This is a genomic window from Novosphingobium sp. FW305-C-30-35 (assembly GCF_058783135.1).
Genome location: NZ_JBYSYJ010000001.1, coordinates 1,926,612 through 1,953,225 on the forward strand (window position 1 = coordinate 1,926,612; position 26,614 = coordinate 1,953,225).

32 protein-coding genes, 1 tRNA gene and 1 pseudogene are annotated in these 26,614 nt (G+C 63.8%); 19 read left to right on the forward strand and 15 right to left on the reverse strand.

The features are described 5' to 3' along the window. Positions 1 to 17 precede the first annotated feature (17 nt). Positions 18 to 1,034, reverse strand: coding sequence for a threonine aldolase family protein (locus tag AC3WLM_RS09555; protein WP_492477231.1), 1,017 nt, complete (start codon positions 1,032 to 1,034; stop codon positions 18 to 20). A gap of 63 nt (positions 1,035 to 1,097) precedes the next feature. On the opposite strand from AC3WLM_RS09555, the gene AC3WLM_RS09560 reads away from it, so the two are divergent. Continuing rightward, positions 1,098 to 1,388: a GNAT family N-acetyltransferase gene (locus AC3WLM_RS09560; RefSeq protein ID WP_039337238.1), complete on the forward strand. Its 291-nt coding sequence runs from the start codon at positions 1,098 to 1,100 to the stop codon at positions 1,386 to 1,388. On the opposite strand, the gene AC3WLM_RS09565 is transcribed toward AC3WLM_RS09560, so the two are convergent. Continuing rightward, positions 1,389 to 2,363, reverse strand: coding sequence for a PAS domain-containing protein (locus tag AC3WLM_RS09565; RefSeq protein WP_492477232.1), 975 nt, complete (start codon positions 2,361 to 2,363; stop codon positions 1,389 to 1,391). A gap of 109 nt (positions 2,364 to 2,472) precedes the next feature. Next, positions 2,473 to 2,547 (reverse strand) — tRNA-Thr (locus AC3WLM_RS09570). Positions 2,548 to 2,698: 151 nt separating this feature from the next. Here AC3WLM_RS09570 and AC3WLM_RS09575 point away from each other — a divergent pair. The 9 genes from AC3WLM_RS09575 (at position 2,699) to AC3WLM_RS09615 (ending at position 10,607) form a co-directional block, all read left to right on the forward strand. Further along, positions 2,699 to 2,866, forward strand: a complete 168-nt coding sequence (locus tag AC3WLM_RS09575) for a hypothetical protein (protein ID WP_169745743.1) — start codon at positions 2,699 to 2,701, stop codon at positions 2,864 to 2,866. Positions 2,867 to 2,912: 46 nt separating this feature from the next. After that, a complete protein-coding gene (gpmA, locus tag AC3WLM_RS09580; protein WP_039337234.1) occupies positions 2,913 to 3,599 on the forward strand; it encodes a 2,3-diphosphoglycerate-dependent phosphoglycerate mutase in 687 nt (228 codons plus the stop codon). A gap of 32 nt (positions 3,600 to 3,631) precedes the next feature. Beyond that, on the forward strand, positions 3,632 to 4,117 hold the full coding sequence (purE, locus tag AC3WLM_RS09585) for a 5-(carboxyamino)imidazole ribonucleotide mutase (protein ID WP_492477233.1): 486 nt from the start codon (positions 3,632 to 3,634) through the stop codon (positions 4,115 to 4,117). Then, positions 4,117 to 5,175 (forward strand): 5-(carboxyamino)imidazole ribonucleotide synthase, encoded by a 1,059-nt coding sequence (locus AC3WLM_RS09590; protein ID WP_492477234.1) that lies wholly within the window; start codon positions 4,117 to 4,119, stop codon positions 5,173 to 5,175. The genes purE and AC3WLM_RS09590 overlap by 1 nt, the downstream gene beginning before the upstream one ends. Then, complete coding sequence (locus AC3WLM_RS09595; protein ID WP_039337229.1) at positions 5,172 to 5,669, forward strand: dihydrofolate reductase; 498 nt, start codon at positions 5,172 to 5,174, stop codon at positions 5,667 to 5,669. Before AC3WLM_RS09590 ends, AC3WLM_RS09595 begins: the two co-directional genes overlap by 4 nt. After that, positions 5,666 to 6,589: a bifunctional riboflavin kinase/FAD synthetase gene (locus tag AC3WLM_RS09600; protein ID WP_492477235.1), complete on the forward strand. Its 924-nt coding sequence runs from the start codon at positions 5,666 to 5,668 to the stop codon at positions 6,587 to 6,589. Before AC3WLM_RS09595 ends, AC3WLM_RS09600 begins: the two co-directional genes overlap by 4 nt. A gap of 192 nt (positions 6,590 to 6,781) precedes the next feature. Beyond that, positions 6,782 to 9,676, forward strand: coding sequence for an isoleucine--tRNA ligase (ileS, locus tag AC3WLM_RS09605; RefSeq protein ID WP_492477236.1), 2,895 nt, complete (start codon positions 6,782 to 6,784; stop codon positions 9,674 to 9,676). Beyond that, positions 9,676 to 10,194 carry a signal peptidase II gene (lspA, locus tag AC3WLM_RS09610; protein WP_427465613.1) on the forward strand — a complete coding sequence of 173 codons (519 nt, stop codon included), beginning with the start codon at positions 9,676 to 9,678 and terminating at the stop codon, positions 10,192 to 10,194. Before ileS ends, lspA begins: the two co-directional genes overlap by 1 nt. Beyond that, the gene (locus tag AC3WLM_RS09615; protein ID WP_427465615.1) at positions 10,194 to 10,607 is read left to right on the forward strand and encodes a DUF3035 domain-containing protein; all 414 of its coding nucleotides are present in this window, start codon (positions 10,194 to 10,196) and stop codon (positions 10,605 to 10,607) included. Before lspA ends, AC3WLM_RS09615 begins: the two co-directional genes overlap by 1 nt. A gap of 51 nt (positions 10,608 to 10,658) precedes the next feature. On the opposite strand, the gene ung is transcribed toward AC3WLM_RS09615, so the two are convergent. Beyond that, the gene (gene ung, locus AC3WLM_RS09620; RefSeq protein WP_492477237.1) at positions 10,659 to 11,357 is read right to left on the reverse strand and encodes a uracil-DNA glycosylase; all 699 of its coding nucleotides are present in this window, start codon (positions 11,355 to 11,357) and stop codon (positions 10,659 to 10,661) included. Between the two features lie 98 nt (positions 11,358 to 11,455). On the opposite strand from ung, the gene AC3WLM_RS09625 reads away from it, so the two are divergent. Beyond that, a complete protein-coding gene (locus tag AC3WLM_RS09625; RefSeq protein WP_492477238.1) occupies positions 11,456 to 12,760 on the forward strand; it encodes a UDP-glucose dehydrogenase family protein in 1,305 nt (434 codons plus the stop codon). A gap of 4 nt (positions 12,761 to 12,764) precedes the next feature. Here AC3WLM_RS09625 and AC3WLM_RS09630 read toward each other — a convergent pair whose 3' ends face one another. Genes AC3WLM_RS09630 through cysD form a run of 3 tightly spaced genes read right to left on the reverse strand, consistent with a single transcriptional unit; the run spans position 12,765 to position 15,915 of the window. Further along, positions 12,765 to 13,037, reverse strand: a complete 273-nt coding sequence (locus tag AC3WLM_RS09630; RefSeq protein WP_039337221.1) for a DUF2061 domain-containing protein — start codon at positions 13,035 to 13,037, stop codon at positions 12,765 to 12,767. A gap of 32 nt (positions 13,038 to 13,069) precedes the next feature. Further along, the gene (gene cysN, locus AC3WLM_RS09635; protein ID WP_492477239.1) at positions 13,070 to 14,992 is read right to left on the reverse strand and encodes a sulfate adenylyltransferase subunit CysN; all 1,923 of its coding nucleotides are present in this window, start codon (positions 14,990 to 14,992) and stop codon (positions 13,070 to 13,072) included. Then, positions 14,992 to 15,915 carry a sulfate adenylyltransferase subunit CysD gene (gene cysD, locus AC3WLM_RS09640; RefSeq protein ID WP_230487744.1) on the reverse strand — a complete coding sequence of 308 codons (924 nt, stop codon included), beginning with the start codon at positions 15,913 to 15,915 and terminating at the stop codon, positions 14,992 to 14,994. Before cysD ends, cysN begins: the two co-directional genes overlap by 1 nt. Positions 15,916 to 16,122: 207 nt before the next feature. Here cysD and AC3WLM_RS09645 point away from each other — a divergent pair. The 7 genes and pseudogenes from AC3WLM_RS09645 to AC3WLM_RS09675 form a co-directional block, all read left to right on the forward strand. Next, a pseudogene (locus AC3WLM_RS09645) lies at positions 16,123 to 16,734 on the forward strand (ribonuclease D); the annotation flags it as partial. A gap of 380 nt (positions 16,735 to 17,114) precedes the next feature. Next, positions 17,115 to 18,023 (forward strand): SPFH domain-containing protein, encoded by a 909-nt coding sequence (locus tag AC3WLM_RS09650; protein WP_039337218.1) that lies wholly within the window; start codon positions 17,115 to 17,117, stop codon positions 18,021 to 18,023. A gap of 10 nt (positions 18,024 to 18,033) precedes the next feature. Beyond that, a complete protein-coding gene (locus tag AC3WLM_RS09655) occupies positions 18,034 to 18,252 on the forward strand; it encodes a type II toxin-antitoxin system antitoxin (protein WP_039337216.1) in 219 nt (72 codons plus the stop codon). Further along, a complete protein-coding gene (locus AC3WLM_RS09660; protein ID WP_039337214.1) occupies positions 18,245 to 18,550 on the forward strand; it encodes a hypothetical protein in 306 nt (101 codons plus the stop codon). The genes AC3WLM_RS09655 and AC3WLM_RS09660 overlap by 8 nt, the downstream gene beginning before the upstream one ends. A gap of 98 nt (positions 18,551 to 18,648) precedes the next feature. Further along, entirely contained in the window at positions 18,649 to 19,644 is a 996-nt protein-coding gene (locus tag AC3WLM_RS09665) for a right-handed parallel beta-helix repeat-containing protein (RefSeq protein WP_082734471.1), read from the forward strand. Between the two features lie 60 nt (positions 19,645 to 19,704). After that, positions 19,705 to 20,049: a hypothetical protein gene (locus AC3WLM_RS09670; protein WP_492477240.1), complete on the forward strand. Its 345-nt coding sequence runs from the start codon at positions 19,705 to 19,707 to the stop codon at positions 20,047 to 20,049. 53 nt (positions 20,050 to 20,102) lie between these two features. Continuing rightward, positions 20,103 to 20,405 (forward strand): hypothetical protein, encoded by a 303-nt coding sequence (locus tag AC3WLM_RS09675; protein WP_062343460.1) that lies wholly within the window; start codon positions 20,103 to 20,105, stop codon positions 20,403 to 20,405. Here AC3WLM_RS09675 and ribA read toward each other — a convergent pair. From ribA to rpmG, 6 genes are all read right to left on the reverse strand, one after another. Next, positions 20,402 to 21,466: a GTP cyclohydrolase II gene (gene ribA / locus AC3WLM_RS09680; protein ID WP_492477241.1), complete on the reverse strand. Its 1,065-nt coding sequence runs from the start codon at positions 21,464 to 21,466 to the stop codon at positions 20,402 to 20,404. The two genes, AC3WLM_RS09675 and ribA, sit on opposite strands and share 4 nt — an antisense overlap. Further along, positions 21,463 to 22,254 carry an exodeoxyribonuclease III gene (locus AC3WLM_RS09685; protein ID WP_039337207.1) on the reverse strand — a complete coding sequence of 264 codons (792 nt, stop codon included), beginning with the start codon at positions 22,252 to 22,254 and terminating at the stop codon, positions 21,463 to 21,465. Before AC3WLM_RS09685 ends, ribA begins: the two co-directional genes overlap by 4 nt. A gap of 366 nt (positions 22,255 to 22,620) precedes the next feature. Then, a complete protein-coding gene (locus tag AC3WLM_RS09690; protein ID WP_492477242.1) occupies positions 22,621 to 22,911 on the reverse strand; it encodes a HigA family addiction module antitoxin in 291 nt (96 codons plus the stop codon). Between the two features lie 80 nt (positions 22,912 to 22,991). Then, positions 22,992 to 23,204, reverse strand: coding sequence for a hypothetical protein (locus AC3WLM_RS09695; RefSeq protein WP_492477243.1), 213 nt, complete (start codon positions 23,202 to 23,204; stop codon positions 22,992 to 22,994). A 583-nt stretch (positions 23,205 to 23,787) separates the two neighbouring features. Continuing rightward, positions 23,788 to 24,447: a LolA family protein gene (locus AC3WLM_RS09700; RefSeq protein ID WP_230487746.1), complete on the reverse strand. Its 660-nt coding sequence runs from the start codon at positions 24,445 to 24,447 to the stop codon at positions 23,788 to 23,790. 97 nt (positions 24,448 to 24,544) lie between these two features. After that, positions 24,545 to 24,712, reverse strand: coding sequence for a 50S ribosomal protein L33 (gene rpmG / locus AC3WLM_RS09705; RefSeq protein ID WP_011446825.1), 168 nt, complete (start codon positions 24,710 to 24,712; stop codon positions 24,545 to 24,547). Between the two features lie 188 nt (positions 24,713 to 24,900). Here rpmG and phhA point away from each other — a divergent pair, with 188 nt between their 5' ends. Continuing rightward, positions 24,901 to 25,836, forward strand: a complete 936-nt coding sequence (gene phhA, locus AC3WLM_RS09710) for a phenylalanine 4-monooxygenase (RefSeq protein ID WP_492477244.1) — start codon at positions 24,901 to 24,903, stop codon at positions 25,834 to 25,836. 88 nt (positions 25,837 to 25,924) lie between these two features. Here the strand turns inward: phhA and AC3WLM_RS09715 are convergent, their stop codons facing one another. Continuing rightward, positions 25,925 to 26,209: a hypothetical protein gene (locus AC3WLM_RS09715; RefSeq protein ID WP_052242641.1), complete on the reverse strand. Its 285-nt coding sequence runs from the start codon at positions 26,207 to 26,209 to the stop codon at positions 25,925 to 25,927. A gap of 72 nt (positions 26,210 to 26,281) precedes the next feature. After that, positions 26,282 to 26,548: a GlsB/YeaQ/YmgE family stress response membrane protein gene (locus tag AC3WLM_RS09720; RefSeq protein ID WP_039337201.1), complete on the reverse strand. Its 267-nt coding sequence runs from the start codon at positions 26,546 to 26,548 to the stop codon at positions 26,282 to 26,284. Positions 26,549 to 26,614 lie beyond the last annotated feature (66 nt).

Here is a 26,614-nt window from a genome sequence, read left to right on the forward strand (position 1 = left end):
CGCTTGTCCCGTCTCGGTCACAGCGCGGAGATGGCGCGGGCAAGCGCGGAGGCGTGGGCCGGGTCGGTGTTCCAGGCGGTGACAAGGCGCGCGGCGCCCGGGGCACCTTCGGGTGCCGTCCAGTCGTAGAAGTCGAAGCCCTGCGCGCGCAGTGTCGCTTGCTCGGCCGGCGAAAGTACCACGAAGATCTCGTTCGCTTCGACGGCATGGAACACGCGCGATCCGCAGGCCTGCGCGATTTCCTGCGCGGCGGCATTGGCGGCGCGCGCATTGTCGAGCCACAGGTCATTTTCGATCATGGCGAGGACCTGCGCGGCAAGGTAGCGACCCTTCGATTGCAGGTGCCCGGCGCGCTTGCGGCGGTAACGGACAACATCGGCCAGTTCCATGTCGAAGAATACCAGCGCCTCGGCGTTCATGCCGCCATTCTTGACGCAGCCGAAGGTCAGCACGTGGACGCCGGCCTGCGCAGTGACTTCGGCCGGGTGGCAGCCCAGATGCGCAACGGCATTGGCAAAGCGCGCCCCGTCCATGTGCAGGCCAAGGCCGCGCCCTTGCGCCAGCGAGCCGATGCGGGCGACTTCCTCTGGCGTATAGACGCGGCCATATTCGGTGGCCTGCGTGATCGATATGGCGTGCGGCTGGACCTGGTGTACGTCGTTGCGGATGGGGTCGATCACGCGCTCGATCGCCTGCGAGGTCAGCTTCGCGCCTTCGCCCTCGGCCAGCATCAGCTTGGCACCGTGGGTATAGAAGCCGGGCGCGCCGCCTTCGTCCATCTCGATATGCGCCTCGCGGTGGCAGACCACGCCGCCGTGGGGTGGCACCATCGCGGCGAGCGCCAGGCAGTTGGCCGCTGTGCCGGTGGCGACCCACAGCGCGGTGCATTCGGTGCCGAAAAGCTCGGAGAAAGCCTCGTCCATGCGCTGCGAGAGGGCATCGCCGTCATAGCCCGAATCGGGCGCATCGGCGGCACGCATGGCATCCCAGACCGCGGGGTGGACAGCGGCGGTGTTGTCGGAGAGAAATTTCATCGGAAACCGCAATGTCGGGAGCGGCGTTTCGGGTCAAGCAGTCACAAAAGGACAGGAAGCACAATGGCCGACGTCAGCATCACTCATCTCGATCAGGGCGCGCGCGGGGAATACCACGCCAAGGTCGAAGGCAGCGACGCAATCGGGCGGCTGACGTATCAGCGGAACGGTGACGTGGTGGTGGCCGACCATACTCTGGTGCCCACCGAAATCGGCGGTCGCGGGGTGGCGGGCGAACTGGTCAAGGCGCTGGTGAAAGACGCGCGGCAGTTCGGCTTCAGGATCGTGCCACAGTGCAGCTATGTGGAAGCGGCGTTTCGCCGCCATCCGGAGTGGGCCGACCTCAGGGCCTGATCAGGCTATCCTCGGCAGGGACAGCATGGCGGCTAGGCCGCTGTCCTGCCACTCGATGCTGAACGTGCCTCCGCGGGCGGCGCAGATCCGCTCGATCAGGGTCAGCCCCTGTCCGCCCGAGCGTGATCTGGCGACCACAGGGCGATCGGACTGTTCCTGCCAGACGATAACGTGGCGCGTCTCCAGTCCCTCGCCTTCAGTGCGCGCGTCAAGCGCGATGCTGCCACCGTGCCCGATGGCACCGTGCTTGGTGGAATTGACGGTCAACTCCCCCACGACCAGCGAGATCACGTCGGCCTCCCGCCGATCAACCTCCTGGCTGGCGGCGCAATCAAGCTCGACCCGCGTGCCCTGTGCCGTGCGAAAGGGGAGAATCAGCGTGGAGAGCAGTTCATGCAGGTCGGATTGGTCGGTCTCGCCGTCAAACAGGGTCTGTGCGGTGGCAAGGGCCGAGATCCGCGCGACCATGTCGCTGGCAAACTCCGTGTGGGTCTCGTTTCCGCGAGCAACCGTGCGCAACATGGCGCAGACCATGGCGAAGCTGTTCTTCAGCCTGTGGCGCATTTCCGACAGCAGGATCTTCAGCGCCTCGCGATCGGCATGCAGCTGGCTGACGTCGCGCGAGATGGAGATGTAGCCGGCGTGTTCGCCATCAGGGGCGCGAACCGCGGAAAGGCTGACTTCCCACCAGCGAGGCGTGCCCTTGGCGGTGGGGCAGAACGCCTCGAGGCGCACGACGCCGCCTGCGCTGGCGTCGGCCAGGGCAGAACGGATCACCGGGCGGGCATCCTCCGGCCAGAGTGCCGCCCACTCCTGACCGCTAAGTAAGTCGAAGTCCTCGATTTCCATCGCGCAAAGGCCGTTGGGATTCATCCACAACAAGTTGCCCTGCGGATCGACCAGCTTTACGCAATCGGTGCTCTGTTCAAGGACGTGGGACAGGCTTTCAGGAGAGAGTTCTGCTCTAGACAGCATCCGGGAGCCCCCACGCGCGTTCAATACAGCATAAAGCCGCAGCGCTACGGCAGGTTCCATATATCAAAAGTAAGTTTTTGCGGCAGACCATGCTGTGTCTGCGGGGAAATGGTGCTGCTGGGGAGGATTGAACTCCCGACCTCAGCCTTACCAAGGATGCGCTCTACCACTGAGCTACAGCAGCACACCATTTCCGCTTGGCCACTTCCCACCGGCGAACCGGCGGGGTGGGCAGGGGCGCGCTAATGACGGGGGCATGACCCTTTGTCAAGCGACGTTCCGGCGCAATGCCTTCAAGTCTTGCAGTTAGTCGGCGATACCGGCAATCGGGTGCCATGAACGATGCAAAAACCCCGATGACGCGCGAAGAGCGGCTGGCGGCGCGGCTGCGCGAGAACCTCAAGCGCCGCAAGGCACAGGCACGTGCCATGGGATCTGCCAGCGGATCCGAGTCCGAATCGCCCGATTCGCCGGAAACCGGGCTTTCCAATTCGGCCGCCTGACGCTAGGGGCGCGGTTCCTTCTTAAAGTCAGTTACAGGATGCCCTGATGCCCCGCCTGATCCTGATTCGCCACGGCCAGTCGCAGTGGAACCTCGAGAACCGCTTCACCGGCTGGTGGGACGTCGACGTGACCGAGAAGGGTGCGGCCGAAGCCTTCGCCGCAGGCAAGCTGCTCAAGGACAAGGGCGTGCTGCCGACGCTGGCCTTCACGTCGCTGCAGACCCGCGCGATCAAGACGCTGCATCTGGCGCTTGAGGCTGCCGGCCGTCTGTGGGTGCAGGAAGACAAGGACTGGCGCCTGAACGAGCGGCACTATGGCGGCCTGACCGGGCTCGACAAGGCCGAGACCGCGGCCAAGCATGGCGACGATCAGGTCAAGGTCTGGCGCCGCAGCTTTGACGTGCCGCCGCCGGTGCTGGAAGCAGGCAGCGAATTCGATCTGTCGTCCGACCCGCGCTATGCCGGGATCGCGGTGCCTTCGACCGAAAGCCTCAAGGATACCATCGCGCGCGTGCTGCCGTGCTGGGAAGAGAAGATCGCGCCTGCGCTGCGTGCCGGTGAGACGGTTATCGTCTCGGCCCACGGCAATTCCTTGCGCGCGCTGGTCAAGCACCTGTCCGGCATTTCGGACGAGGACATCACCGGCCTCGAGATTCCGACCGGCCAGCCGATCGTCTATGAACTCGACGACAACCTTGCCGAGATCGAACGCTATTACCTCTCGGAGCGCTGAGCGCTTCGGCAAGCCTGAAGGGGGCAGGGGAGATGACTGACAAGCCTTTGGTCGCCATCGTCATGGGCAGCCAGTCCGACTGGGAGACGATGAAGAACGCCTCTGCCGTGCTGGAAAAGCTCGGCGTGGCACATGAATGCCGCATCGTCTCGGCGCACCGCACGCCCGATCGGCTGGTGAGCTTTGCCAAGGGCGCGCATGCCGAAGGCTTCAAGGTGGTGATCGCCGGCGCTGGTGGTGCGGCGCACCTTCCGGGCATGGTCGCTTCGATGACCCATCTGCCGGTGCTGGGCGTGCCGGTCGAATCCAAGGCGCTGAAAGGCATGGATTCGCTGCTGTCGATCGTGCAGATGCCGGGCGGCATTCCGGTCGGGACGCTGGCCATCGGCGTGCCGGGCGCGACCAATGCGGGCATTTTTGCAGCGTCGATCCTGGCGACGTCTGACGCGGCGCTGGCCGAGCGGCTGATTGCCTTCCGCACCGCGCAGACCGATTCGGTGGCGGAGCAGCCGGTCTGATGATCCCTCCCGGCGAGACGATCGGCATCCTCGGTGGCGGCCAGCTGGGCCGGATGATTGCGCTGGCGGCTGCGAACCTGGGGTATCGCTGCCACGTCTATGCGCCGGAAGCGGATTCGATTGCCGCCGATGTCTGCGCCGCATTCACGCAAGGCGAGTACGACGACGAGCCGGCGCTGGCGGCATTCGCTGCACAATGCGCGGTCGTGACCTACGAGTTCGAGAACGTGGCGGCAACGCCTCTGGCGGCAGTGACGGCCCATGCGCCGCTCCATCCTCCGGCCAGGGCGCTGGAAGTGGCGCAGGACCGCGTGAACGAGAAGTCGTTCGTCGAAGCACTCGGCGGGCGGCCTGCTCCCTGGGCCAAGGTCGATTCGATGGAGGACCTGCGCGCCGCGGTGGCCAGTATCGGCGCGCCGGGGATCCTCAAGACACGGCGCGATGGCTATGACGGCAAGGGCCAGTGGCGGATCGTGCAGGCTTCTGATGCCGAGGCCGTTGAACTGCCCGGCAAGCCGTTGATCTACGAAGGCTTCGTGACCTTCGACGCTGAGTTCTCGGTGATCCTCGTGCGCACGGAAGCGGGCGAAGTGCGCTTCTGGGACAGCGCCGAGAACGTGCACAAGGGCGGCATTCTGGACCGTTCGACCGTTCCGGCCTCGCCGGTGATTGTCGCGCAGTTGGAAGAGGCGCGGGCGCTGGCGGCGAAGGTGGCCGATGCGCTGGGCTATGTCGGCGTGCTGACGCTGGAGTTCTTTGCGACGGCTGACGGCCCGGTGTTCAACGAGATGGCGCCGCGCGTGCACAATTCCGGACACTGGACCATCGAGGGCGCGCTCACCAGCCAGTTCGAGAACCACGTGCGCGCGATCTGCGGGCTGCCGCTGGGCTCGACCGCGCTGGCGGCCAAGGGCGTGGTCATGGACAACCTGATTGGTGACGATGCGCACGATTGGCCCGCGATCCTGTCCGACCCTGCCAACCACCTGCACCTTTACGGCAAGGCGGCGGTGCGGCCCGGGCGCAAGATGGGCCACGTGACGCGGCTGGTGCTGTGAGCGCAATCAGGGCTGGGCTGTTCCTGATCTATGCCCGCGCCGACAACGGCGTGATCGGCAAGGACAATGGCCTGCCGTGGCGCCTGCCCGCCGATCTCAAGCGGTTCAAGGCGCTGACCCTTGGCAAGCCGATGATCATGGGGCGCAAGACCTTCGAGAGCCTGCCAGGGTTGCTGCCGGGACGTCGCCACATCGTGCTGACGCGCGATGCCGGTTGGAACGCCGAAGGTGCCGAAGTGGCGACGAGCGTGGAGCAGGCTCTGACGCTGGCGGGTGAGGGCGAGGTTGCCGTCGTCGGCGGGGCGGAGATCTACCGCCTGTTCATGCCCCTTGCCGAACGGGTGGAATTGACGGAAGTACGTGGGCTGTTCGAGGGTGATACCGTGATGGAGCCGCTCGGACAGGAGTGGACAGAGGTATCGCGCGAAGTGCATCCGGCGCAGGCTGAGAGACCCGCTTTCGATTTCGTCACGTACGCCAGGGCGGACGCATGATTCGTCTCGACAGTCTGCAGCCGGTTCCGGAAGCGATGCGTGGCGGGATTGTCGCGCTGGGCAATTTCGACGGGTTTCATCTTGGCCACCAGGCGGTGGTGGGTGAGGCGATCCGTTGGGCCAAGGCGGAAGGGCGTCCGGCGATCGTAGCGACGTTCGATCCGCATCCGGTGCGGCACTTCAAGCCCGATGCCGAGCCGTTCCGCCTTACTACGTTGGATCAGCGGCAGGAGCTGTTCGCGGCCGCTGGTGCCGATGCCATGCTGGTGATCCACTTCGGCGCGGACGTTGCCGGGATGACCGCGCTCGAATGGATCGAGGCGGGGCTGGTCGGGCATCTTGGCGCGGTCGGCGTGGTGACGGGCGAGGACTTCACCTTCGGCAAGGGCCGCAGCGGCAATGCGCAAGTGCTGCGCCAAGAGGGGCCGCGCTTTGGCCTGACGGCGCGCGCGGTGGGGCCGGTCACGCTGGAGGGCGAGGTCGTCTCATCGAGCCGCATTCGCGAGGCTTTGAAATCAGGCGACTGCGAGACGGCGACGAAGCTGCTGACGCGGCCATTCGCGATCCGTGGCATGGTTCAGCATGGCGACAAGCTGGGCCGCACGATCAATTTTCCCACCGCCAACCTCGACATCGGCATGTACCTGCGCCCGCGCTATGGCATCTATGCGGTTACGGGGCGTCTGCCTGACGGGTGCGTGCTCAAAGGCGCGGCGAACCTTGGAATCCGCCCGACGTTCGATCCGCCCAAGGAGCTGCTCGAGCCGCACTTCTTCGATTTCTCGCGCGATCTCTACGGGCAGGAGATCGAGGTGGCGTTCCACCACTTCCTGCGACCCGAGGCGAAGTTCGAGGGGCTCGATGCGCTGGTGGCGCAGATGGGGCGGGATTGCGACGAGGCGCGGCGGTTGCTGGCGTAGCGGCCCGCTGCTCGTCACCCTGTCATCCTGAACTTGTTTCAGGATCCATGTTGCCGATCAAACTGCTGTTCGTGTGGAGAGATGAACCCTGAAACGAGTTCAGGGTGACGATGTGCTTGCTTTGAAGGCTTGTTGCCGCTTGCCAGCGCCCCACTTCCCCAATGTGCGCAATTGCTCTAGTGCGCAGCCGTCATGACTGAACCACGCGACTTCCGACCGACCGTCTTCCTGCCGAAGACCGATTTCCCGATGAAGGCTGGCCTCCCCCAGAAGGAGCCGGTCATTCTTTCGCGCTGGCAGGACGAGGGGATTTACCGGAAGCTGCGCGAGGCGCGCAAAGGCCGCGAGAAGTTCATTCTCCATGACGGCCCGCCCTATGCCAATGGCGACATGCACATTGGCCATGCGCTGAACCATATCCTCAAGGACATGGTCTGCCGCACCCAGTCGCTGCTGGGCAAGGACGCGCCCTATGTGCCCGGCTGGGACTGCCACGGCCTGCCCATCGAGTGGAAGGTCGAGGAAGAGTACCGCAAGAAGAAGAAGAACAAGGACGAGGTTCCGCCGAAGGAATTCCGCGCCGAATGCCGCGCCTATGCCCAGAAGTGGGTCGACGTGCAGCGCGAGCAGCTGAAGCGCCTTGGCATCAATGGCGATTGGGACAACCCCTACCTGACGATGGACAGCCAGGCTGAGGGCACCATCGTGCGCGAACTGCTGAAGTTTGCCGAAAGCGGCCAGCTCTATCGCGGGGCCAAGCCGGTGATGTGGAGCCCGGTCGAAAAGACCGCGCTGGCCGAGGCCGAGGTGGAGTACGAGGATATCGTCTCGACCCAGATCGATGTGGCGTTCGAGATCGTTGAGTCGCCGATTGCGGAACTGGTCGGCGCGCATGCGGTGATCTGGACGACGACGCCTTGGACGATCCCGGTGAACCAGGCTTTGGCTTATGGGCCTGAGGTTGAGTATGTGCTGGTCACTCTCGACATAAACGCCCACGGCTCCGCGGAAGCAGTAGCAACTTTTTTTGAAGCCAATCCTTCGTTCGAATTGGCGGGTGATCCCAAATTCTTGATCGCTAAGCCTTTGCTTGAAGAGTTCGGAAAGCGTTTGGATGCGTCGCTAAAGCAATTGTCCGGGGCGGCTGATTATCGGTTGGATGATTTCGAAGACGCAACAGAATTCAAAGGCTCCGACCTCGCCGGAACCATCTGCCGCCATCCGATGCACGCGCTCGGCGGGTTCTTCGCCAAGCCGCGTCCGATGCTGCCCGGGGATTTCGTCACGACCGACAGTGGCACGGGCCTTGTCCATATGGCGCCGGACCATGGCGAGGACGACTTTGCGCTGTGCAAGGCGCACGGGATCGAGCCGGTGTTTGCCGTGCAGGGCGATGGCAAGTATCGCGAGGACTGGGGCTGGCTCGGCGGGCAGGGCTCGGTCATCAATCCCAAGTTCAACGCGCCGGACGGGCCGATCTGCGAGGACCTGCGCGCGGCTGGCGGGCTGCTGGCGGCGTCGGCCGACTACAAGCATTCCTACCCGCATTCGTGGCGTTCGAAGGCCAAGGTGATCTATCGCTGCACGCCGCAGTGGTTCGTGCCGATGGACCGCGAGGCCGAAGGCGGCACGCTGCGCGAAAAGGCCACAAAGGCCATCGCCGACACCCGCTTCGTGCCCGAAAAGGGCCGCAATCGCATCGGCGCGATGGTCGAAGGCCGCCCGGACTGGGTGCTGTCGCGCCAGCGCGCGTGGGGCGTGCCAATCACGCTGTTCGTCGATCGCAAGACCGGCCAATACCTCAACGATCCCGACGTCAACGCGCGCATCGTCGCCGCGGTCATGGCCGAGGGCGTGGATGCGTGGGACGAGGAGCGGGCGCAGGAGTACCTGGGCGACAAGTACAAGCTCGAGGACTACGAGCGCGTCACCGACATTCTCGACGTGTGGTTCGATTCCGGCTCCACCCATGCCTTCGTGCTGGAATCCGGGCGCTGGCCCGATCTGCTGCGTCCCGAAGGCTGGACCGGCCCGCGTGCCGACCTCTACCTTGAAGGGTCGGACCAGCATCGTGGCTGGTTCCAGTCGTCCTTGCTCGAATCCTGCGCAACGCGCGGCCATGCGCCCTACAAGGGCGTGCTGACGCACGGGTTCACCATGGACCAGAAGGGCATGAAGATGTCCAAGTCCCTGGGCAACACGATCAGCCCGATCGACCTGATGCGCGATTACGGGGCGGATATCCTGCGGCTCTGGGCGCTCTCGGTCGATTTCACCGAGGACCACCGCATCGGCAAGGAGATCCTCCAGGGCGTTGCCGACCAGTACCGCAAGCTGCGCAACACCTACCGCTACCTGCTGGGTGCGCTGGACGGCTTCAGCGAGGCCGAGCGGCTGCCGGTGGTGGAGATGCCCGAGCTGGAGCAGTACATGCTCGGCCTGCTCGGCAAGCTCGATGCCACGCTGAAGCAGGCTGTCGAGGACTTCGACTACAACACCTATGTCCGCGCGCTGACCGATTTCTGCAACGAGGACCTTTCGGCGTTCTTCTTCGATATCCGCAAGGATTGCCTCTACTGCGACGCACCTTCGGACCCGAAGCGCCGCGCCTATCGCACCGTGCTCGACACGTTGTTCCACGCGCTGGTCCGCTATGGCGCGCCGGTGCTGGTGTTCACGGCTGAGGAAGTGTGGCAGTCGCGCTATCCGGGTAGCGACAGCGTGCATTTGCTGGAATGGCCTGAGGTGCCTGCCGTTTCGGTGGACGAAGCGCGCTGGAGCGAACTTCGCGCGCTGCGCCAGACGGTGAACGAAGCCATCGAGCCGCTGCGCCGCGAAAAGGTGCTGGGCTCCGGCCTCGAAGCGGTTGTGACCGTGCCGGAAGGCGCGCCGGAGGCTGATCTGGCAGAGCTGTTCATCACCGCGACAGTCAATCGCGGGCAGGGCAGTGACGTGATTGTCACCCGTTCCACCGACCACAAGTGCGGCCGTTGCTGGCGCCTGCTTCCGGAAGTCACGGAAGACGGAGCGCTGTGCGATCGTTGCGACGAGGTCGTGACGGCCATTGACGCAGGTGCAGCGGCCTGATGCTGACCCGTCCGCGCATCGAGGGCCTGGGCCTGGCGCTGCTGGTTGCTGTGGTCGACCGGATCGTCAAGGCGGTCATGGTGGGCCCGCTGATGCTGCGCGATCTGGGGGTGATAGACCTGCTGCCGTTCTTCGACCTGCGCTATGCCGAGAACTATGGCGTTTCGTTCGGCATGTTCACGGCAACGTCGATGGAGATGCGGTACGGTCTGATCATCGTGACGGCACTGATTGCGCTGGGCGTGACGGTGTGGATGCTGCGCGAGACCTTGCGCGGTGACATTCTTGCGCTTGGGCTCGTGCTGGGCGGGGCGCTGGGCAATATCTATGACCGGCTGACCCTGGGCTATGTGATCGACTATGCCGACCTGCACATCGGCGAATGGCGGCCTTTCGCCATCTTCAATCTGGCCGACGTGGCGATCACGTTCGGTGTCCTGATACTGCTTGCCCGCTCGTTCAAATCGCGCGAAAAGCCAAACGATAGCGGCGACCATACCGCCACGGAGAATGCATGATGCGTAAAGCTGCCGCCCTTGCCCTTGTCGTCTCGGCGGCGACTCTTCTGTCGGCCTGCGGTGGCGGCGGTTCGCTGTTCAACCGTGACCGTCCTGACGAAATGGCCGTGACGCGCGCCGCGCCGCTGGTCGTGCCGCCCGATTTCGCGCTGACCCCGCCGAGCCCCGGCGCGCCGCGTCCGCAGGATTCGGAAACCGGCAAGCAGACGCTGGAAACCCTGTTCGGCGGTCCTTCGGCACGTTCCAGCGTGGAGACCGACGCGCTCAACCGTGCGGGTACCGCAGCAGCCTCGATCCGTTCGACCGTGGGTGATCCGGCAACGCAGACCGTGGCCAAGGGCCAGGTCGTGCGCGACATCCTTGCCGCGCCGGAAGGTGACGGTCAGGCAGCGTCCGCTTCGATCCCGGGCTGAGCTTCGGCCCGAGCCCGATGCGAAAGCCCCGCTGTGGCGGGGCTTTTTGCGTCAGAACAGGGTTTCCTGGAGGCGCCAGTCTATCGCGCCGCGCCCATGGGCCTGAAGGAAGGCATTGGCCTGGCTGAAGGGTTTCGAGCCGAAGAAGCCCTTGTAGGCCGAAAGCGGGCTGGGGTGCTGGGCCTTGAGCACGAGATGCGGGCCGCTCCGCAGCGCGGCGATGCGCGCTGCCTTCTTCTGCGCATGGCTGCCCCACAGCATGAAGACGGTGGGCTTGGGCCGCAAGGCGACGGCTTCGACTGCGGCATCGGTGAGCAGTTCCCAGCCCTTGCCCTGATGCGAGCCAGCGTTTGCTGCCTCGACTGTCAGCGCATTGTTGAGCAGGAGCACGCCTTGCTGCGCCCAGCGCGTGAGATTGCCGTGGCCTGCGCGCGGGATGCCAAGGTCGGCTTCGAGTTCCTTGTAGATGTTCACGAGGCTTGGCGGAATCTTGACGCCACGCCGGACGGAGAAAGCCAGACCGTGCGCCTGTCCCGGACCGTGGTACGGGTCCTGCCCGAGGATGACCACGCGCACCTGATCGAGCGGCGTCAGCTCCAGCGCGGCGAGGCGCGCATCGCGCGGTGGATAGATCTCCTTGCCGATGCGTTCTTCGGCGTCGAGGAAAGCGTCGAGGTCGCGCAAGGGAGGGGATTGCAGGACCGGTTCGAGGCTCGGCAGCCAGCTTTCGGGCAGGGAAATGCTAGTCATGTTCCGGCAAGGTTAGACGGTTAGGAGGCGCGCCCGCAAGCAGGGTTCCGGGATGGGCCAGTGCTTGCTAACAGCGCAGGGCTGTACGGAGTGCTTTGATGAAGATCGCAATGGTTGGCTCGGGCTATGTCGGGCTGGTTTCGGGAGCCTGCTTTGCCGATTTCGGCCACGACGTGGTCTGCATCGACAAGGACGAGAGCAAGATCGAGCGACTGCGCTCCGGCGTCATGCCGATCTACGAACCGGGCTTGGCCGAACTGGTCGCCGCCAACGTCAAGGCCGGGCGCCTGTCGTTCTCGACTGATCTTGCCAGTTCCATCGAAGATGCTGCTGCGATCTTCATTGCAGTCGGCACGCCCTCGCGCCGGGGCGACGGGCACGCCGACCTGACCTATGTCTATGCCGTGGCCCAGGAGCTGGCGGAAAACATCAGGACGCCGACCGTTGTCGTAACCAAGTCGACCGTGCCGGTGGGCACCGGCGACGAGGTGGAGCGGATCATTCGCGAGAGCGGAACCGATGTGAAATTCGCCGTGGTATCCAATCCGGAATTCCTGCGTGAAGGCGCCGCCATCGGCGATTTCAAGCGGCCCGACCGTATCGTCATCGGTGCCGAGGAGGAATGGGCGCGTGGCGTGATGCGTGAGGTCTATCGCCCGCTGTTTCTCAACCGCGCGCCGATCCTGTTTACTTCGCGCCGCAGCAGCGAGCTGATCAAGTACGCCGCCAATGCCTTTCTTGCCACCAAGATCACCTTCATCAACGAGATGGCAGACCTGTGCGAAAAGGTCGGCGGCGATGTGCAGGACGTGGCGCGGGGTATCGGCCTCGACAATCGCATCGGGCCGAAATTCCTGCATGCGGGGCCGGGCTATGGCGGGTCGTGCTTCCCCAAGGACACTCTGGCGCTGCTCAAGACCGCGGAGGATTACAACAGCCCGGTGCGGTTGGTCGAAGCAGTGGTCAAGGTGAACGACAGCCGCAAGCGCGCAATGGGTCGCAAGGTGATCGAGGCGCTGGGCGGCGACGCCCGCGGCAAGCGCGTGGCGCTGCTGGGCCTGACGTTCAAGCCGAACACCGACGACATGCGCGATGCACCCTCGATCGCGATCGTGCAGACGTTGCTGGATGCGGGGGCCGAAGTTGTGGCCTACGATCCGGAAGGCATGGACGCCGCAGCAGAGATCCTGCCTGAGGTGACCATGGCGGCATCTACATATGCAGCCGTTGCAGGGGCCGACGCGGTTGCCCTTGTCACCGAATGGGATGCGTTCCGCGCGCTGGATTTTGCGCGGGTGAAGAGCCTTATGAACGCGCCGGTGCTGGTGGATCTGCGCAATGTCTATGACCCGACCGAGGCGCGTGCTGCAGGCTTTGCCTACAGCAGCATCGGCCGGGTCTGAGGGGTCAGACCAAGCCTGCTTCGGCGCTGATTGCAGCGTCCTCCTCTTCCACCGGGGGACGCTGAGTGCCCCAGTGGATCGAACTCCACACGCGCTCGTGGAAGTAATAGAGTCCGATCTTGGTAATCACCTCGGTGCCGGCAATGGCCCCGGCAGCCTTCATGCTGCCGGTGAACAGCCAGCCGAGCAAAAACGTATCGATACTGCCCAAGGTACGCCAGCTGATCGCCTTGACGATCGAACGGGCGTGCGCCTCGTGTCCATGAAACAGAATCATTGGCGGTTTCCCTCCCGGCCAGAGACGATTGCTTAAATGGTCGGGGCCCACCCGAGAAGCGCATTCACGATGCGTTCGGCGGCATCTTCGGGCGACTCGGCGGTCGTATCCACGCGGAAGTCGGGAGCCTCAGGCGCTTCGTAGGGGCTGTCGATCCCGGTGAAGTTCTTGAGCTGGCCGGAACGCGCCTTCTTGTAGAGGCCCTTCACGTCACGGGCTTCTGCCACTTCGAGTGGCGTGTCGACGAAGATTTCGACGAACTCGCCGTCGGCCATCAGACTGCGGACCATTTCGCGCTCGGCCCGGAACGGGCTGATGAAAGCGGTGAGCACGATCAGGCCGGCGTCGGTCATCAGGCGGGCGACTTCGCCGACGCGACGGATGTTCTCGATGCGGTCGGCCTCGGTGAAGCCCAGGTCCTTGTTCAGCCCGTGGCGCACGTTGTCGCCATCGAGCAGGAAGGTGTGCTTGCCGAGCGCGTGCAGGCGCTTTTCGACCATGTTGGCGATGGTGGATTTGCCGGAACCGGAAAGGCCGGTGAACCACAGCACCTTGGGGCTCTGGTTCTTGAGCGTGGCGTGGGCCTCGCGGCTCACGTCCAATGCCTGCCAGTGCACGTTCTGGGCCCGGCGCAGGCTGAAGTTGAGCATGCCGGCAGCGACGGTGGCATTGCTCATCTTGTCGATCAGCACGAAGCCGCCGAGCGTGCGGCCATCGTTGTAGGCCTCGAAAACGATCGGCTTGTCGGTGGCGATCTCGGCCACGCCAATTGCGTTGAGCTCGAGCGTCTTGGCCGCAAGATGCTCCATCGTGTTGACGTTCACGACGTATTTCGGCTGCTGCACCGTGACCGAGACGGTCTGCGTGGCGAGCTTGAGCCAGTAGCCGCGACCCGGCAGCATGGCTTCGTCGTTGAGCCAGACGAGCGTCGCTTCGAACTGGTCGGCGGCCTGAGGCGGATTGTCGGCAAGGCTGATCACGTCGCCGCGCGAGCAGTCGACCTCGTCGGCCAGGCACAGTGTGACCGACTGGCCTGCAACGCCCTGTTCGAGGTCCCCATCCAGCGTGACGACGCGCGTGACCTTGCTGGTCTTGCCGGACGGAAGGACGCGGATTTCATCGCCCGGCCTGACCGAACCAGTGGCGATCAAGCCGGAGAAGCCGCGGAAATCGAGGTTGGGGCGGTTGACCCACTGCACCGGCATGCGGAAGGGCTTGTCGGCATCGACCGAGGAAAGAACTTCCACGGTTTCAAGGTGATCGACCAGCGTGGGGCCCTGATACCAAGGCGTATTGGCCGAGCGCGTCGTGATGTTGTCGCCCTTGAAGCCGGAGATCGGCATCGCGGTGAAGCTCTCGATCCCGATGGACTTGGCGAATTCCGCATATTCTTTGACGATGGCGTCGAACACCTGCTGGTCGTAGTCAACCAGATCCATCTTGTTCACGGCCAGAACGATATTGCGGATGCCGATCAGGTGGCACAGGTAGGAATGGCGGCGCGTCTGCACCAGCACGCCCTTGCGCGCATCGATCAGGATCACGGCAAGGTCGGCGGTGGATGCGCCGGTGATCATGTTGCGGGTGTACTGTTCGTGGCCGGGGCAATCGGCGACGATGAACTTGCGCTTCTCGGTGTTAAAGAAGCGATAGGCAACGTCGATGGTGATTCCCTGCTCGCGCTCGGCAGCGAGACCGTCGACGAGCAGCGCGAAGTCGATTTCCTGACCTTGCGTGCCGACCTTCTTCGAATCGTTCTCGAGTGCGGCCAGCTGGTCCTCGAAGATCATCTTCGAATCATAGAGCAGGCGCCCGATCAGGGTGGACTTGCCATCGTCCACCGACCCGCAGGTGATGAAGCGCAGCATGGTCTTGTGCTGATGCTGGTCCAGATAGGCGTTGATGTCCTCGGCGATGAGGGCGTCGGTCTGATAGATAACGTCCTGCGTGCTCATCAGAAATACCCCTGCTGCTTCTTCACTTCCATGCCGGCGCCACCGGCATCCTTGTCGATCACGCGACCCTGACGTTCGCTGGTGGTGGTGAGCAGGGTTTCCTGGATCACTTCAGGCAGCGTCTTGGCGGTGCTCTCCACCGCGCCGGTCAGCGGGAAGCAGCCAAGGGTGCGGAAGCGGACCGACTTCATGGTGATTTCGGGGCGATAGCCCAGCACCTTTTCCAGACGCGGAATGTCGTCGGCCATGAACAGCTGGCCCTCCCACTCATAAGTCGGACGCTCGTCGGCAAAGTAGAGCGGGACGATCGGCACGTCGTTGAGGTGGATGTACTGCCAGATATCAAGCTCGGTCCAGTTCGAGATCGGGAACACGCGAATGCTCTCGCCCTTGTTCTTGCGGGCGTTGTAGAGGTTCCACAATTCGGGGCGCTGGTTTTTCGGGTCCCAGCCGTGGCTGGCAGTACGGAAGGAGAAGATGCGCTCCTTGGCGCGGCTCTTTTCCTCGTCACGCCGTGCGCCGCCGAAGGCCGCGTCAAAGCCGTACTTGTCGAGCGCCTGCTTCAACCCTTCCGTCTTCCACATGTCGGTGTGGAGCGCGCCGTGATCGAACGGATTGATGCCCTTCTCGGCAGCTTCGGGATTCTGGTAGATGAGCAGTTCCATGCCGCTCTCGACCGCCATCTTGTTGCGCAGGGCATACATGTCCTGGAACTTCCAGGTGGTATCGACATGCAGCAGCGGGAACGGCGGCGGCGAGGGATAGAACGCCTTGCGGGCAAGGTGCAGCATGACCGCGCTGTCCTTGCCGACGGAGTAGAGCATGACGGGATTGGTCGCCTCGGCGACGACCTCGCGCATGATGTGGATCGCCTCGGATTCAAGGCGTTCTAGATGGGTCAGGGTCTTGGCGTCCAGTGCCACGGCTCTCGCTCCGTAATTGCGTGAGCGTTCCTTGCGCGATTCACCGCGTGTGGTGCGCTCCCATCTGGGAGCATGACCGCAATACAATACTTTCATGCCGCAAACGCCAACTTGGCGGTCGTGACGGGCCACGTCTTTTCCTCCTTGCACTTGTCTGGGCGGGACTGAAAGCTTGCGGGTCCTTGCCCAACGCCCTAAGCGACAGGAATGGCCGTTTATTTCCATGAAGAAGACCTCCCCGAAGGCGTGCTTGCGCCGGGTGCCGTCGCCGTCGATACCGAGACGATGGGGTTGATCACACCGCGTGATCGCCTTTGCGTCGTGCAGATTTCGGACGGGCAGGGCGACGAACACCTCGTCCGCTTCTCACCGGGCAGCAGCTATGCGGCGCCCAATCTGAAGGCTGTCCTGGCCGATCCTTCGCGGGTCAAGCTGTACCACTTCGCCCGCTTCGACCTTGCCGCGATCGAGCATTACCTCGGCGTGGTCGCGGCGCCCGTGTTCTGCACCAAGATCGCCTCGACGCTGGTCCGGACTTATACCGATCGCCACGGCCTCAAGGACCTGGTGCGCGAACTGCTCGGAAAGGAAATCTCCAAGCAGCAGCAGTCGAGCGACTGGGGTGGGCCGGTGCTGTCCGATGCGCAGCAGGAATACGCCGCATCCGACGTGCGCTACCTCCATGCCATGCACGCGATCCTCGTCGAGCGTCTGGAGCGCGAGGGCCGCACCGCGATGGCGCAGGCCTGCTTCGATTTCCTGCCGATGCGGGCCCGGCTCGACCTTGCCGGTTGGGCAGAGCGTGACATCTTCAGCCACGCGGACATGTCAAAGCTCCCTAGTCGAGCAATTGCTACGATCGGGAATGCCGAAGCCTGCGAGGCCAAAGTCCGAAAGGAGGGGGAAGAGACCCGGACCCGCATGGCATCGGCATTACCCGATGCGGTCCGACATCACGAAGCGAACTGCCAGTATGGCCAGAACGCCGCGCCAGAGGGGCCCGGTCCGCTCCGCTAATGTGGAGTGATTCGGTCCGGATTGCAAGGGGGGTGTTTAAACCGGCCCACCCCCAACCCCTCCCGCCTGCGGGAGGGGCCGGGGGTGGGCAAGCAACGCTACGCCCCTCAGGAATCCAAAACCATTTGCACCTGAAACCGAATCTGATATTAATGTGATATCAGATTTAAGGGGAATCTCCGATGTCCGAGTCGAAGACGCATTCCGCCAGCACCGAAACCGGGGCCTGGTCGATCAGCGGCTATCTCATGTTGATCCTCATGGTCGTGCTGGTGATCCTCACCGCTGCACGGGTCCTCGGGTTTGCCAGCGGCAATCCGTCGGAAGATGCCGTGCCGGGCTTCATTGCCACGATTGCCGCGCTGCCGGTCGCCATCGTGTTCATGGCCTCGGGCTTCTACATGATCCAGCCCAATCAGGCCGCCGCGATCAACCTGTTCGGTTCCTATCGTGGCACGGACCGCAACCACGGGCTGCGCTGGGTCTGGCCGTGGATGACCAAGACCAAGATCTCGGTACGCGCCAACAACGTCGTCTCGGAAAAGCTCAAGGTCAACGACCTGCGCGGCAATCCGATCGAGATTGCCGCAAACGTCGTCTGGCGCGTTTCCGATACCGCGCAGGCCCTGTTCGATGTCGATGACTACAAGGCTTTCGTCTTCGTGCAGATCGAAAGCGCGGTGCGCTCGATCGGCTCGCGCTACCCGTATGACGATATCGAGCACCACGAAGTCACGCTGCGCGGCCATCACGATCAGATCAACGCCGAACTGCGCACCGAACTCAACGCGCGGCTGGTGCTTGCAGGCATCACGGTTGACGAATGCGGTCTTACCCACCTTGCCTATGCACCTGAAATTGCAGGAGCCATGCTTCGTCGCCAGCAGGCCGAAGCGGTAATCTCGGCGCGCAAGAAGCTGGTCGAAGGCGCCGTGTCGATGGTGGAAATGGCGCTGACCCAGCTTTCGGAAAAGAACGTGGTCGAGCTGGACGACGAACGCCGCGCAGCGATGGTCTCGAACCTGATGGTCGTGCTCTGTGGCGAGCGCGATACCCAGCCGGTCGTCAACACCGGCACGCTCTACCAGTAAGGCGTTCGGGATGGCGCCGAGTCCAAAGAAGGCCTTTCCGTTGCGCATCGATCCGGCGCTCTTCGCCGCGATCGAGCGCACGGCCTCGGCCGACTTGCGCTCGGCCAATGCCCAGATCGAAGTGCTGCTGCGCGAGGCCCTGACCCGGCGCGGCGTGAAGCTCGCCGCGGCCGAGCCGGTCAAGCGCGGGCGGCCGCCGAAAATCGACACGGAGAACAGCGATGGTTGATGCCCGCTACACCACCCGGCCGCCTAAGTCCCAACCGCCCGCCACCGACGACGGCGCATGGTTCGCGCCCAAGCGCTTTGGCTATGGCGCGGGCTTGCCGCTGCGTTGGCAGGGCTGGGCCCTGATCGGTGGCTATATCGCTCTGCTGCCGCTGGTGAAGCTGCTGGATGACAGTGGCGACGGCCGATTGCGCACGCTGGGCTTCGCACTTTTCATCGTCGCCACGGCAATCGTGTTCTCGGTCTCCGCCAGGCGCACGCGCGGCGGTTGGAAGTGGCGCTGGGGCAGGAAGGATTGATCCTGTAACTTCGGGCAGGTCCCCGGTTCCTGCGGGAACGCAAGGGCCTGTCAATCATTCCGCGCTACCCCGGCATTCGAAATCGCCGGGGAACAGATATGCGCATGATGAACCCGTTCGCCTCCAGAGAGCGCCGCCACCGTGGCCAGCGCCTTGCCGTCTTCCTCCTCGGGATCGCGGTGATTGCAACGATTCCGGCCACCGCGCTGCTCGCACAGGGCCAGCGCTCGCCATACACGGTGGTCGAGACCGGCCGCAGCTATGCCGCGCTCCAGCAGGCGGTGAACGCCATCGGCGAAGGCACCGGCACGATCCGTATCGAACCCGGCGTCTATCGCGATTGCGCGGTGCAGCAGGCGGGCGACATCGGCTTCGTCGCGCAAGTGCCGGGGCAGACGGTGTTCGACGGCGCGGCATGCGAGGGCAAGGCGGTCATCGTCGCGCGCGGACGCTCGACCACGGTCGAAGGCCTGATCTTCCAGAACATCCGCGTGCCCGATGCCAATGGCTCGGGCATCCGGCTGGAACGCGGCAACCTCACCGTGCGCCAGTCATGGTTCCGTGACAGCGAGCAGGGCATCCTCTCCGCCGACGACCCCGCCGGCGCAGTTCTCATTGAAAAATCAACCTTTTCGCGTCTTGGCCGGTGCGATCGCGGCCTCTCCTGCGCCCACTCTGTCTATTTCGGCGATTATGGCAGCGTCACCATCCGCCGCAGCCGCTTCGAAGCGGGGCGCGGCGGGCACTATGTGAAAAGCCGCGCCGGCCGCGTCGAAGTCACGCAGTCGAGCTTTGACGATACCGCCGGAAAAACAACCAATTACATGATCGACCTGCCCGCAGGCGCGACCGGGCGCATTGCCGACAATGTCTTCGTCCAGGGACTCGACAAGGAAAACTACAGCGCCTTCATCGCCATCGCCGCCGAGGGCAAGGCACACCCTGCGACCGGCCTCGCCATTGTTGGAAATGATGCGCGGTTCGCGCCGGGGGTGAGCCGTTCGTCGGCCTTCGTCGCGGACTGGTCGGGCGACAAGCTGGCTCTTGGCGCGAACACCCTGGGTGCGGGCCTCAGCCGCTTCGAGTCCCGCTAGAGTCACGCCGAGTTGGGGTGGAGTTGCCCCTCTGCCCTTAAGAGTCTATCTGGAGTTGGAATGCTGAGCGCACCCCTCCTGAAGCTGGGCGGACGGCTCTGGGCGCTCCTTCTTGCCCTCACTGTCCTGACCCACGCGCTTGTCCCTTTCGAGGCACCCGTGACCGTGCGTCACGGCTCGGCCTTCAGTGCGGCAACGGTGGACATGGCGGTGGCACCGCGCAAAGTCGTGCAGATTCAACGCGCTGTCGTGCCGATGGCGCCCCCGCCGCCGGTCGTCCTTGCGCCAAGGCTGGCCCCGGTGCCGCTCGTCCAGCACGAAGGCTTCTGGCCCCCGCAAAGCGCGCCGCCTGCACCACAGCCGCTCGCGCTGCTGCCAGCACCCAGGGCACCACCACTTTCCTGACCTGAGCCCCGCGCCCCTCGGGCGCAGTTCAAACGCATGTCAGGAATCCCACAATGTCAAACACTTCCACGATTGCGAAAGCAGTCGACTCTCGCCGCGCCCACGTCGAGGCGCTCCTCGCCGCCTACCCCGACGTCACGCCGGAGGAGCGGCAACTCATGGTCAACTGGTTCCGCTCCGAAGCCAGCGCGCTGGACGTCGCTCTCGTCGCCAGCAACCCCGCTGCCGAGCGTGGCTACCGGCTCTTTCGCTCTGAAAACGTGGACAAGTTCACCGTCAAGGACATGGGCTATGCCCTCCTGTTCGCGGCGATTATCGCGGCTGCGGTGCTGCTGATCGCGTGGCGCGCGTTCTAACGCAGCAGGTGACCGGTCCGATCTCGCTTCGTATCGAGATAGCGCTGGTTGTGGGGGTTGGCGGGGAGCTGGTGCGCCAGACGCTCCGTCACCTCCACTCCAAGTGCCTGCAATGTCGCCACTTTCTGTGGGTTGTTGGTCAGCAGGCGGATCGAACGCACGCCGAGCAAGTCGAGCATCCGCGCCGCCACCGGAAAGTCGCGCGCCTCGCTCGGCAGCCCAAGGCGTTCGTTGGCGTCGACCGTGTCGAAGCCCTGGTCCTGCAGCTCATAGGCGCGGAGCTTGTTGATCAGGCCGATGCCGCGGCCTTCCTGCCGCAGGTAGAGCAGGACGCCCCAGCCGCCCGCATTGGCTTCCTCGGCCATGCGGGCAAGGGCGGCATCAAGCTGCGGGCCGCAATCGCACTTGAGGCTGCCGAGAATGTCGCCGGTCAGGCATTCGCTGTGCAGCCGCACCACCGGCTCGCGCTCGCTGGTCTGCGTGCCGATCACCAGCGCCACATGCTCGCGCAAGTCATCCCGCGCGCGGAATGCCACGATTTCAGCATGTTCGCAGGCGTGGACGGGTAGGCGGGCGCGGGCCTGGATGATGAGGTTGAGCGGGTCCTTGAACGCCGCAAGATCGGCCGTCGAAACCTCCGCCGCGATCTCGACGCCGGTCGAGATCAGGAAAGCGGGCAGGATCCCTGCGAGACGGGCCAGTTCCATGGCGGCAACGGCCGCATCATGCGCCTCGATCGGATCGGCCTTGAAGGGCCCGCGCAACGGGCTGCCAAGGTCCTGCGCCGGATCGGCCAGATTGCGTGCAGAGCCAAGGCTGAATGGTTCGGCGCCATGGATCATCACCGGGGCTTCGGGCACGGCGGCGTCGCGCTGGTTGGCGAGCTTCAGCGTCGCCGCGCGGGCGGCGGAAATCAGCAGTCGCGCGGCATAGATGCCCGGTTGGGCGAAAGCGGTTTCGGCAGGCAGCAGGTCGAGCGCGCCGTCCGCGCCGGTCACGCGGATCGCCCAGCCGTGGCGCAGCGCGTCGAGCGCTTTTGCTACGTTACGGGATTCGCTCACAAATTCAGCTCGGTGATCAGCGGGATGTGATCCGAAGGCTGCTCCCACTTGCGCGTCTCTTCGACGAAGCGGTGCGAGCGCGTTTGCGCGGCAGCCTCGGGCGAGGCCCACATATGGTCGAGCCGGCGGCCCTGGTCCTTGGCACGCCAGTACGAGCGGTAGGACCACCACGAATAGTTGCGTTCCGGCGCGGGGATGTGCTTGCGGCCAAGATCGACCCAGCCATGCGCATCGGCAAAGCGCTGCAGCGTCTCTACCTCGATTGGCGTGTGACTGACGACCTTGAGCAGCGCCTTGTGGTCGTAGACGTCGCATTCCAGCGGCGCGATGTTGAAATCGCCGGTGATCAGCGTCGGCCGCTCGATCTTCTCGGCCCAGCGGGTCATGCGCTCGAGGAAGTCGAGCTTCTGGCCGAATTTGGGGTTCACCTCGCGGTCTGCCACGTCGCCGCCTGCGGGGATATAGACGTTCTCGATGATCAGGCCGTTGCCCGGCCCCAGCAGCTCGACGCCGATATGCCGCGCCTCGCCATTGTCCTGCCAGTCATGCTTGCTGAAATCGCGGAAGGGGATGCGGCTGACCGTGGCGACGCCGTGATAGCCCTTCTGCCCATGGACCGCGCGGTGGGTATAGCCGAGCTTCTCGAACACCTCGTGCGGGAACAGGCTTTCCGGCGTCTTGATCTCCTGGAGGCACAGTACGTCGGGCGATTCCTGCAGGAGAAAGCGTTCGACCTGATCGGCGCGCAAGCGCACCGAGTTGATGTTCCATGTGGCAACCGAGATCATGGCGCTGCTTTAGGGTTGCGGGGGGGCGATTGCTAGATGGGATGTGGGGGCTAGCGCGGATCATGCGCGGCTACGAGAATGCACTCATAATCTTGCAGTTCAGCCGTCTTTCTCAATCGCTGGCGCCTAAGCCACAGCCCCATAGCCACCATCGGCAATGATCCCAGCCCCATCAAGATAGTCAGAGCTGGGACCTTGTGCCAAGCGACTAACTCCCTTGATGCTGCCCAAACAGAAAATGCGGCGACGAAGAGAATGCTCGACGCAGCAACAGCAAAAAGTGCCAGCTCCGTTATTCGAGAAGGAACTATTGGTCTGCGAAAAATCATACGTGCACTTTGACGCGATCTATGCGTCATTGCAACGTCATGCAGCTTCCTGCAAACGCCGCACAACCGGCTGCTCATGCTGCCGCGCCCGCCACAGATCATAGTTCGCCTGCATTGCCAGCCATGCCCGCGCCGTGCTGGCGCCTGCCTGCTCCAGCCGCAGGGCTAGATCGGGGCTGATCCCGGCCTTGCCGTTCAGCACGCGCGAGAGGGCGACACGCGACATCGCGAGGCGGCTGGCGGCTTCGGTGACGGACAGGTTCAGCGCTTCGATCACTTCATCGCGAAGCAGTTCTCCGGGATGGGGAGGGTTGTGCATCATCGTCATGACCTCAATGGTAATCCTGATAATCGACGAGTTCGGCGTGTGCCCTGATTATGCCCAAGATGAGGCCCAATGCCGACAATTCATTGATGGGTGCACGGCCTGGGCTTCAGATGAAGCGCAATGCCCTCCTGTTCTGCCGGAATTATGTCCCCGATGTCGCAGCCGTTGACTTCGGCGGGCGCGGCAACGATTGAGCCAACCGCACCTGCTTGCGTCTTGGCAGAAACAGCTATGCCCGCGGTTCGACCCAGATATCTGTGCTGACCGACGCCAATGCTGGTGATCTGCGCCATTACAGGATCGCCCTTTCTACTATCTATCCCCAACGGGTTGCTCGGGAACAGCAAGACCAAGGGCGCTAACAGCGCAAGCGGAAGCAGATATTGTATGTGCCACCGATACCGCAGGTTGATGTATATCGACCGCAACAGGTTCATACGACAAATATGCAGCGACAGGCTGTGTCAGCAAGCGAATTACATCGCGGAATGCTTCATTGAGCCAAGAAACAAAACCCTCGGACCGGGGGCATTGGTCCGAGGGTTCCATTTGCGTTCGTCACGCTTGACGCTGCGGTCTCCAGGAGACCGGGCAACAGGGGGGAAACCCGCCTCGACCGCCTCGTCGAAAATCGTTCTAGGCCCGTTTCGCTTGCGCCCCGATGAACGGGGGCTGCAGGTTTGTCGCAGCTTGTCGCAGGGGGTGAACGGTTGATGGGTAAGGCGACGATCTGGGGCGACGGGTGGTGCCGGCTTCTGTCAGGATGCAAACGCGTCCCCGCGCAGGCGGGGACCTTGTTGGGGTTACGAAACGTCCGCGCAAGCCGATGAAGGCCCCCCGCCTTCTCGCGGGAGCAGGTTTTACAAGTGAGTCGGCTCAGCGCGTCACGGGGCGGCGCGGGTCGGTCCAGCGGAAGGTGCTGTCGTTCACCGCCACGCCGTACTGGTGGCCCGAAAGGCGCACCGTGGTGCGCTTGTTCTGCGAATCGAGCGCAACCCACGAATCGAGCTGCAGGCCACCCGGTGCATTGCCGTTACGGACAAAGATCATGGTGATCGTGCCGTATTCGGGGTGCTTTGGATCGCGCACTTGCAGGCTGATCACGCCCGGATCGCCGGTGGGCAGCTGCTTGGCAAAGCGCGCGACGTCCTTGTTGGGATCGAGCAGTGCGCCCAAGGGGCTGTTCTTGATCGGCCAGCGCTGCACCTGGCGCACTTCGTAGTCGATCATGGTGAGCGCCCTGCCGTCACCCACGATCAGCAGCGGCACGCCCTTCTGGTACTGGAAGCGGATCTTGCCGGGCTGCTTCATCGTCAGCACGCCTGAAACGCTCTGGCCCGAACGGTCGGTCTGCGTGAAATTTGCGCGCAGCGTCGAAATGCCGCGCAGCGCAGAGACCGCGCGGTCGATGTCGGAGGCCTGTGCCAGCGCCACAGTCGGCGCGAGAAGCGTTGCGGGCGTGGCCGCAGCGAAGGCAAGCGAAAGGGCCGCCATAGGACGGCCCAGCTTGCGAATCGAGGTCTTGATCATGTTCATCGCCGTTCCTTGCAGTGTCGGCGTTGAACTCGCCGTGAACCGTCCCGGTTCCGAAAATGGCGGGACGGGCTTCACGGGTAAAGCGCAGATGCGCTGATTACTTGATCTTCGCTTCCTTGAACTCGACGTGCTTGCGCACGACCGGGTCGTACTTGCGGAAGGTCATCTTCTCGGTCGTGTTGCGGGGATTCTTCTTGGTCACGTAGAAGAAGCCGGTGTCAGCGGTCGAGACCAGACGGATCTTGACGGTGGTGGGCTTTGCCATGGCTCTATCCTGAACTTTCGCGCGCGAATCTGAAAACGAATGTGGCGGCGCGTTTCCACGCCGCCGTCACAGGGTGGGGCCGTTGGGGGAGAATCAGGGCAAAGTCAAGCGAGGAGAGACTGACGGCGAGATTTGCCGGAAGGGAGCTACCGTGCTAATGGTTGCAGACGAAACCAGATTGAGAGACGATGAGCACTGCCAGCCTTGCCACGGACTTTTCGCGACTGCCCTATTTGCCGGAAGGGGTCTACACCGCGCCGCTCAAACGTCCAGCGCGGGTTGGGGAAGATTGGCTGGAGCCCGCCCAGCGGCGCTATGCTCCCGAGGAGCACGCAATCTGGGACGAACTCTATGCCCGTCAGATGGAGGTGCTGCCGGGGCGGGCTTGCAGTGCGTTCCTGCGCGGGCTGGAGCGGCTGGACCTCAGCCGGGGTGGCGTGCCGGACTTCGGCCGCCTGTCCGAGGAACTCGGCGCGCTGACCGGCTGGAGCGTGGTGCCGGTGCCGATGCTGATCCCGGATCACGTGTTCTTCTGGCACCTGGCTAACCGGCGCTTCCCGGCAGGCAACTTCATCCGCACGCGCGAGGCTTTCGATTATATCCAGGAGCCCGATGTCTTCCACGACGTGTTCGGCCACGTCCCGATGCTGACCGACCCGACATATGCCGATTACATGCAGGAGTACGGCCGCGCCGGATGGAAAGCGATGCGCCACAACCGGCTCAAGTCGCTCGGTGCGCTCTATTGGTATACGGTGGAATTCGGGCTGGTGATGGAGGACGGCGCGCCGAAGGTCTACGGCGCCGGAATTCTTTCGGGACCGGCAGAAGCGGTATTCGCGCTTGAAGGGCAATCGCCCAACCGGATCATGCTCAATGTCGACCGCGTCATGCGCACCGATTACGTGATCGATGATCTGCAGCCGACCTACTTCGTGATCGAGAGCTTCGCGGACCTCTATCACCAGACCGTGGAGCGCGACTTCGACCGGCTCTATCGCGGCCTCGGCGCCGGGTTCACTTATGCCAACACCGCGGTGATCGACGTCGATGACGTCCTCCATAGAGGCACGCTCGAGTATCACTTGCGCGGCGGGCGCGGTTCGGGCGCGACGCCTGTCTAGGTCGCACGCCGTCTAGCAGACAGCAAAAAGCCCGGCGCCTTCCAGGGTGCGCCGGGCTTCCTTGGCCGTTAGGCGGAAAAGAGCGGGATCAACCCGGGGTCTTGTCCATCGTGTCGGCCTTGTCTTCCATGGCGTCGGCCTTGGCTTCGCCGGCATTGCGGACGGCATCAGCCTTGGCTTCCATGGCGTCTTCCGAAGCGCCGCCCATGGCGTCGGCCTTGTCTTCCATGGTGTCAGCAGCGGCTTCCGACGATTCACGCACGGCGCCAGCCTGATCTTCGGCGGCGTTTTCCTGCGCGCTGTCGCAAGCCGAAAGGCCGAGGCCCATCGCCACGACAGACGCCATCATCGCGCCCTTGAAAATTGCCTTCATGTCAGTCCCCTTCAGGTATGGAGAAGGCGGCCAAAGTGACCGCCTTCAGGTTGAAAGTTGGAATTTCGCGGATTAGCGAACCGAGCCGCGACGAACGAGGTTCACGATCGCCAGCAGGATCAGGGCGCCGAGGAACGAGACGATCAGCGTGCCGGCCGAAATGCCGTCGGTGATCGAACCGCCGCCGATGAGCGGAGCGAGCAGAAAGCCGCCCAGCAGCGCGCCGACAATGCCGACGACGATGTTCAGGAAGATGCCCTGCTGCGCGTCGGTGCGCATCACGATGCTGGCAAGCCAGCCAAGAATGCCGCCGACGACGAGAAGAATGATAAGGCCCATGGTAAGTACCCCTTTGAAGTTCAGTTGTCGGTTAAAATCCCGACGATGAACTTGGTTCCGCAAATG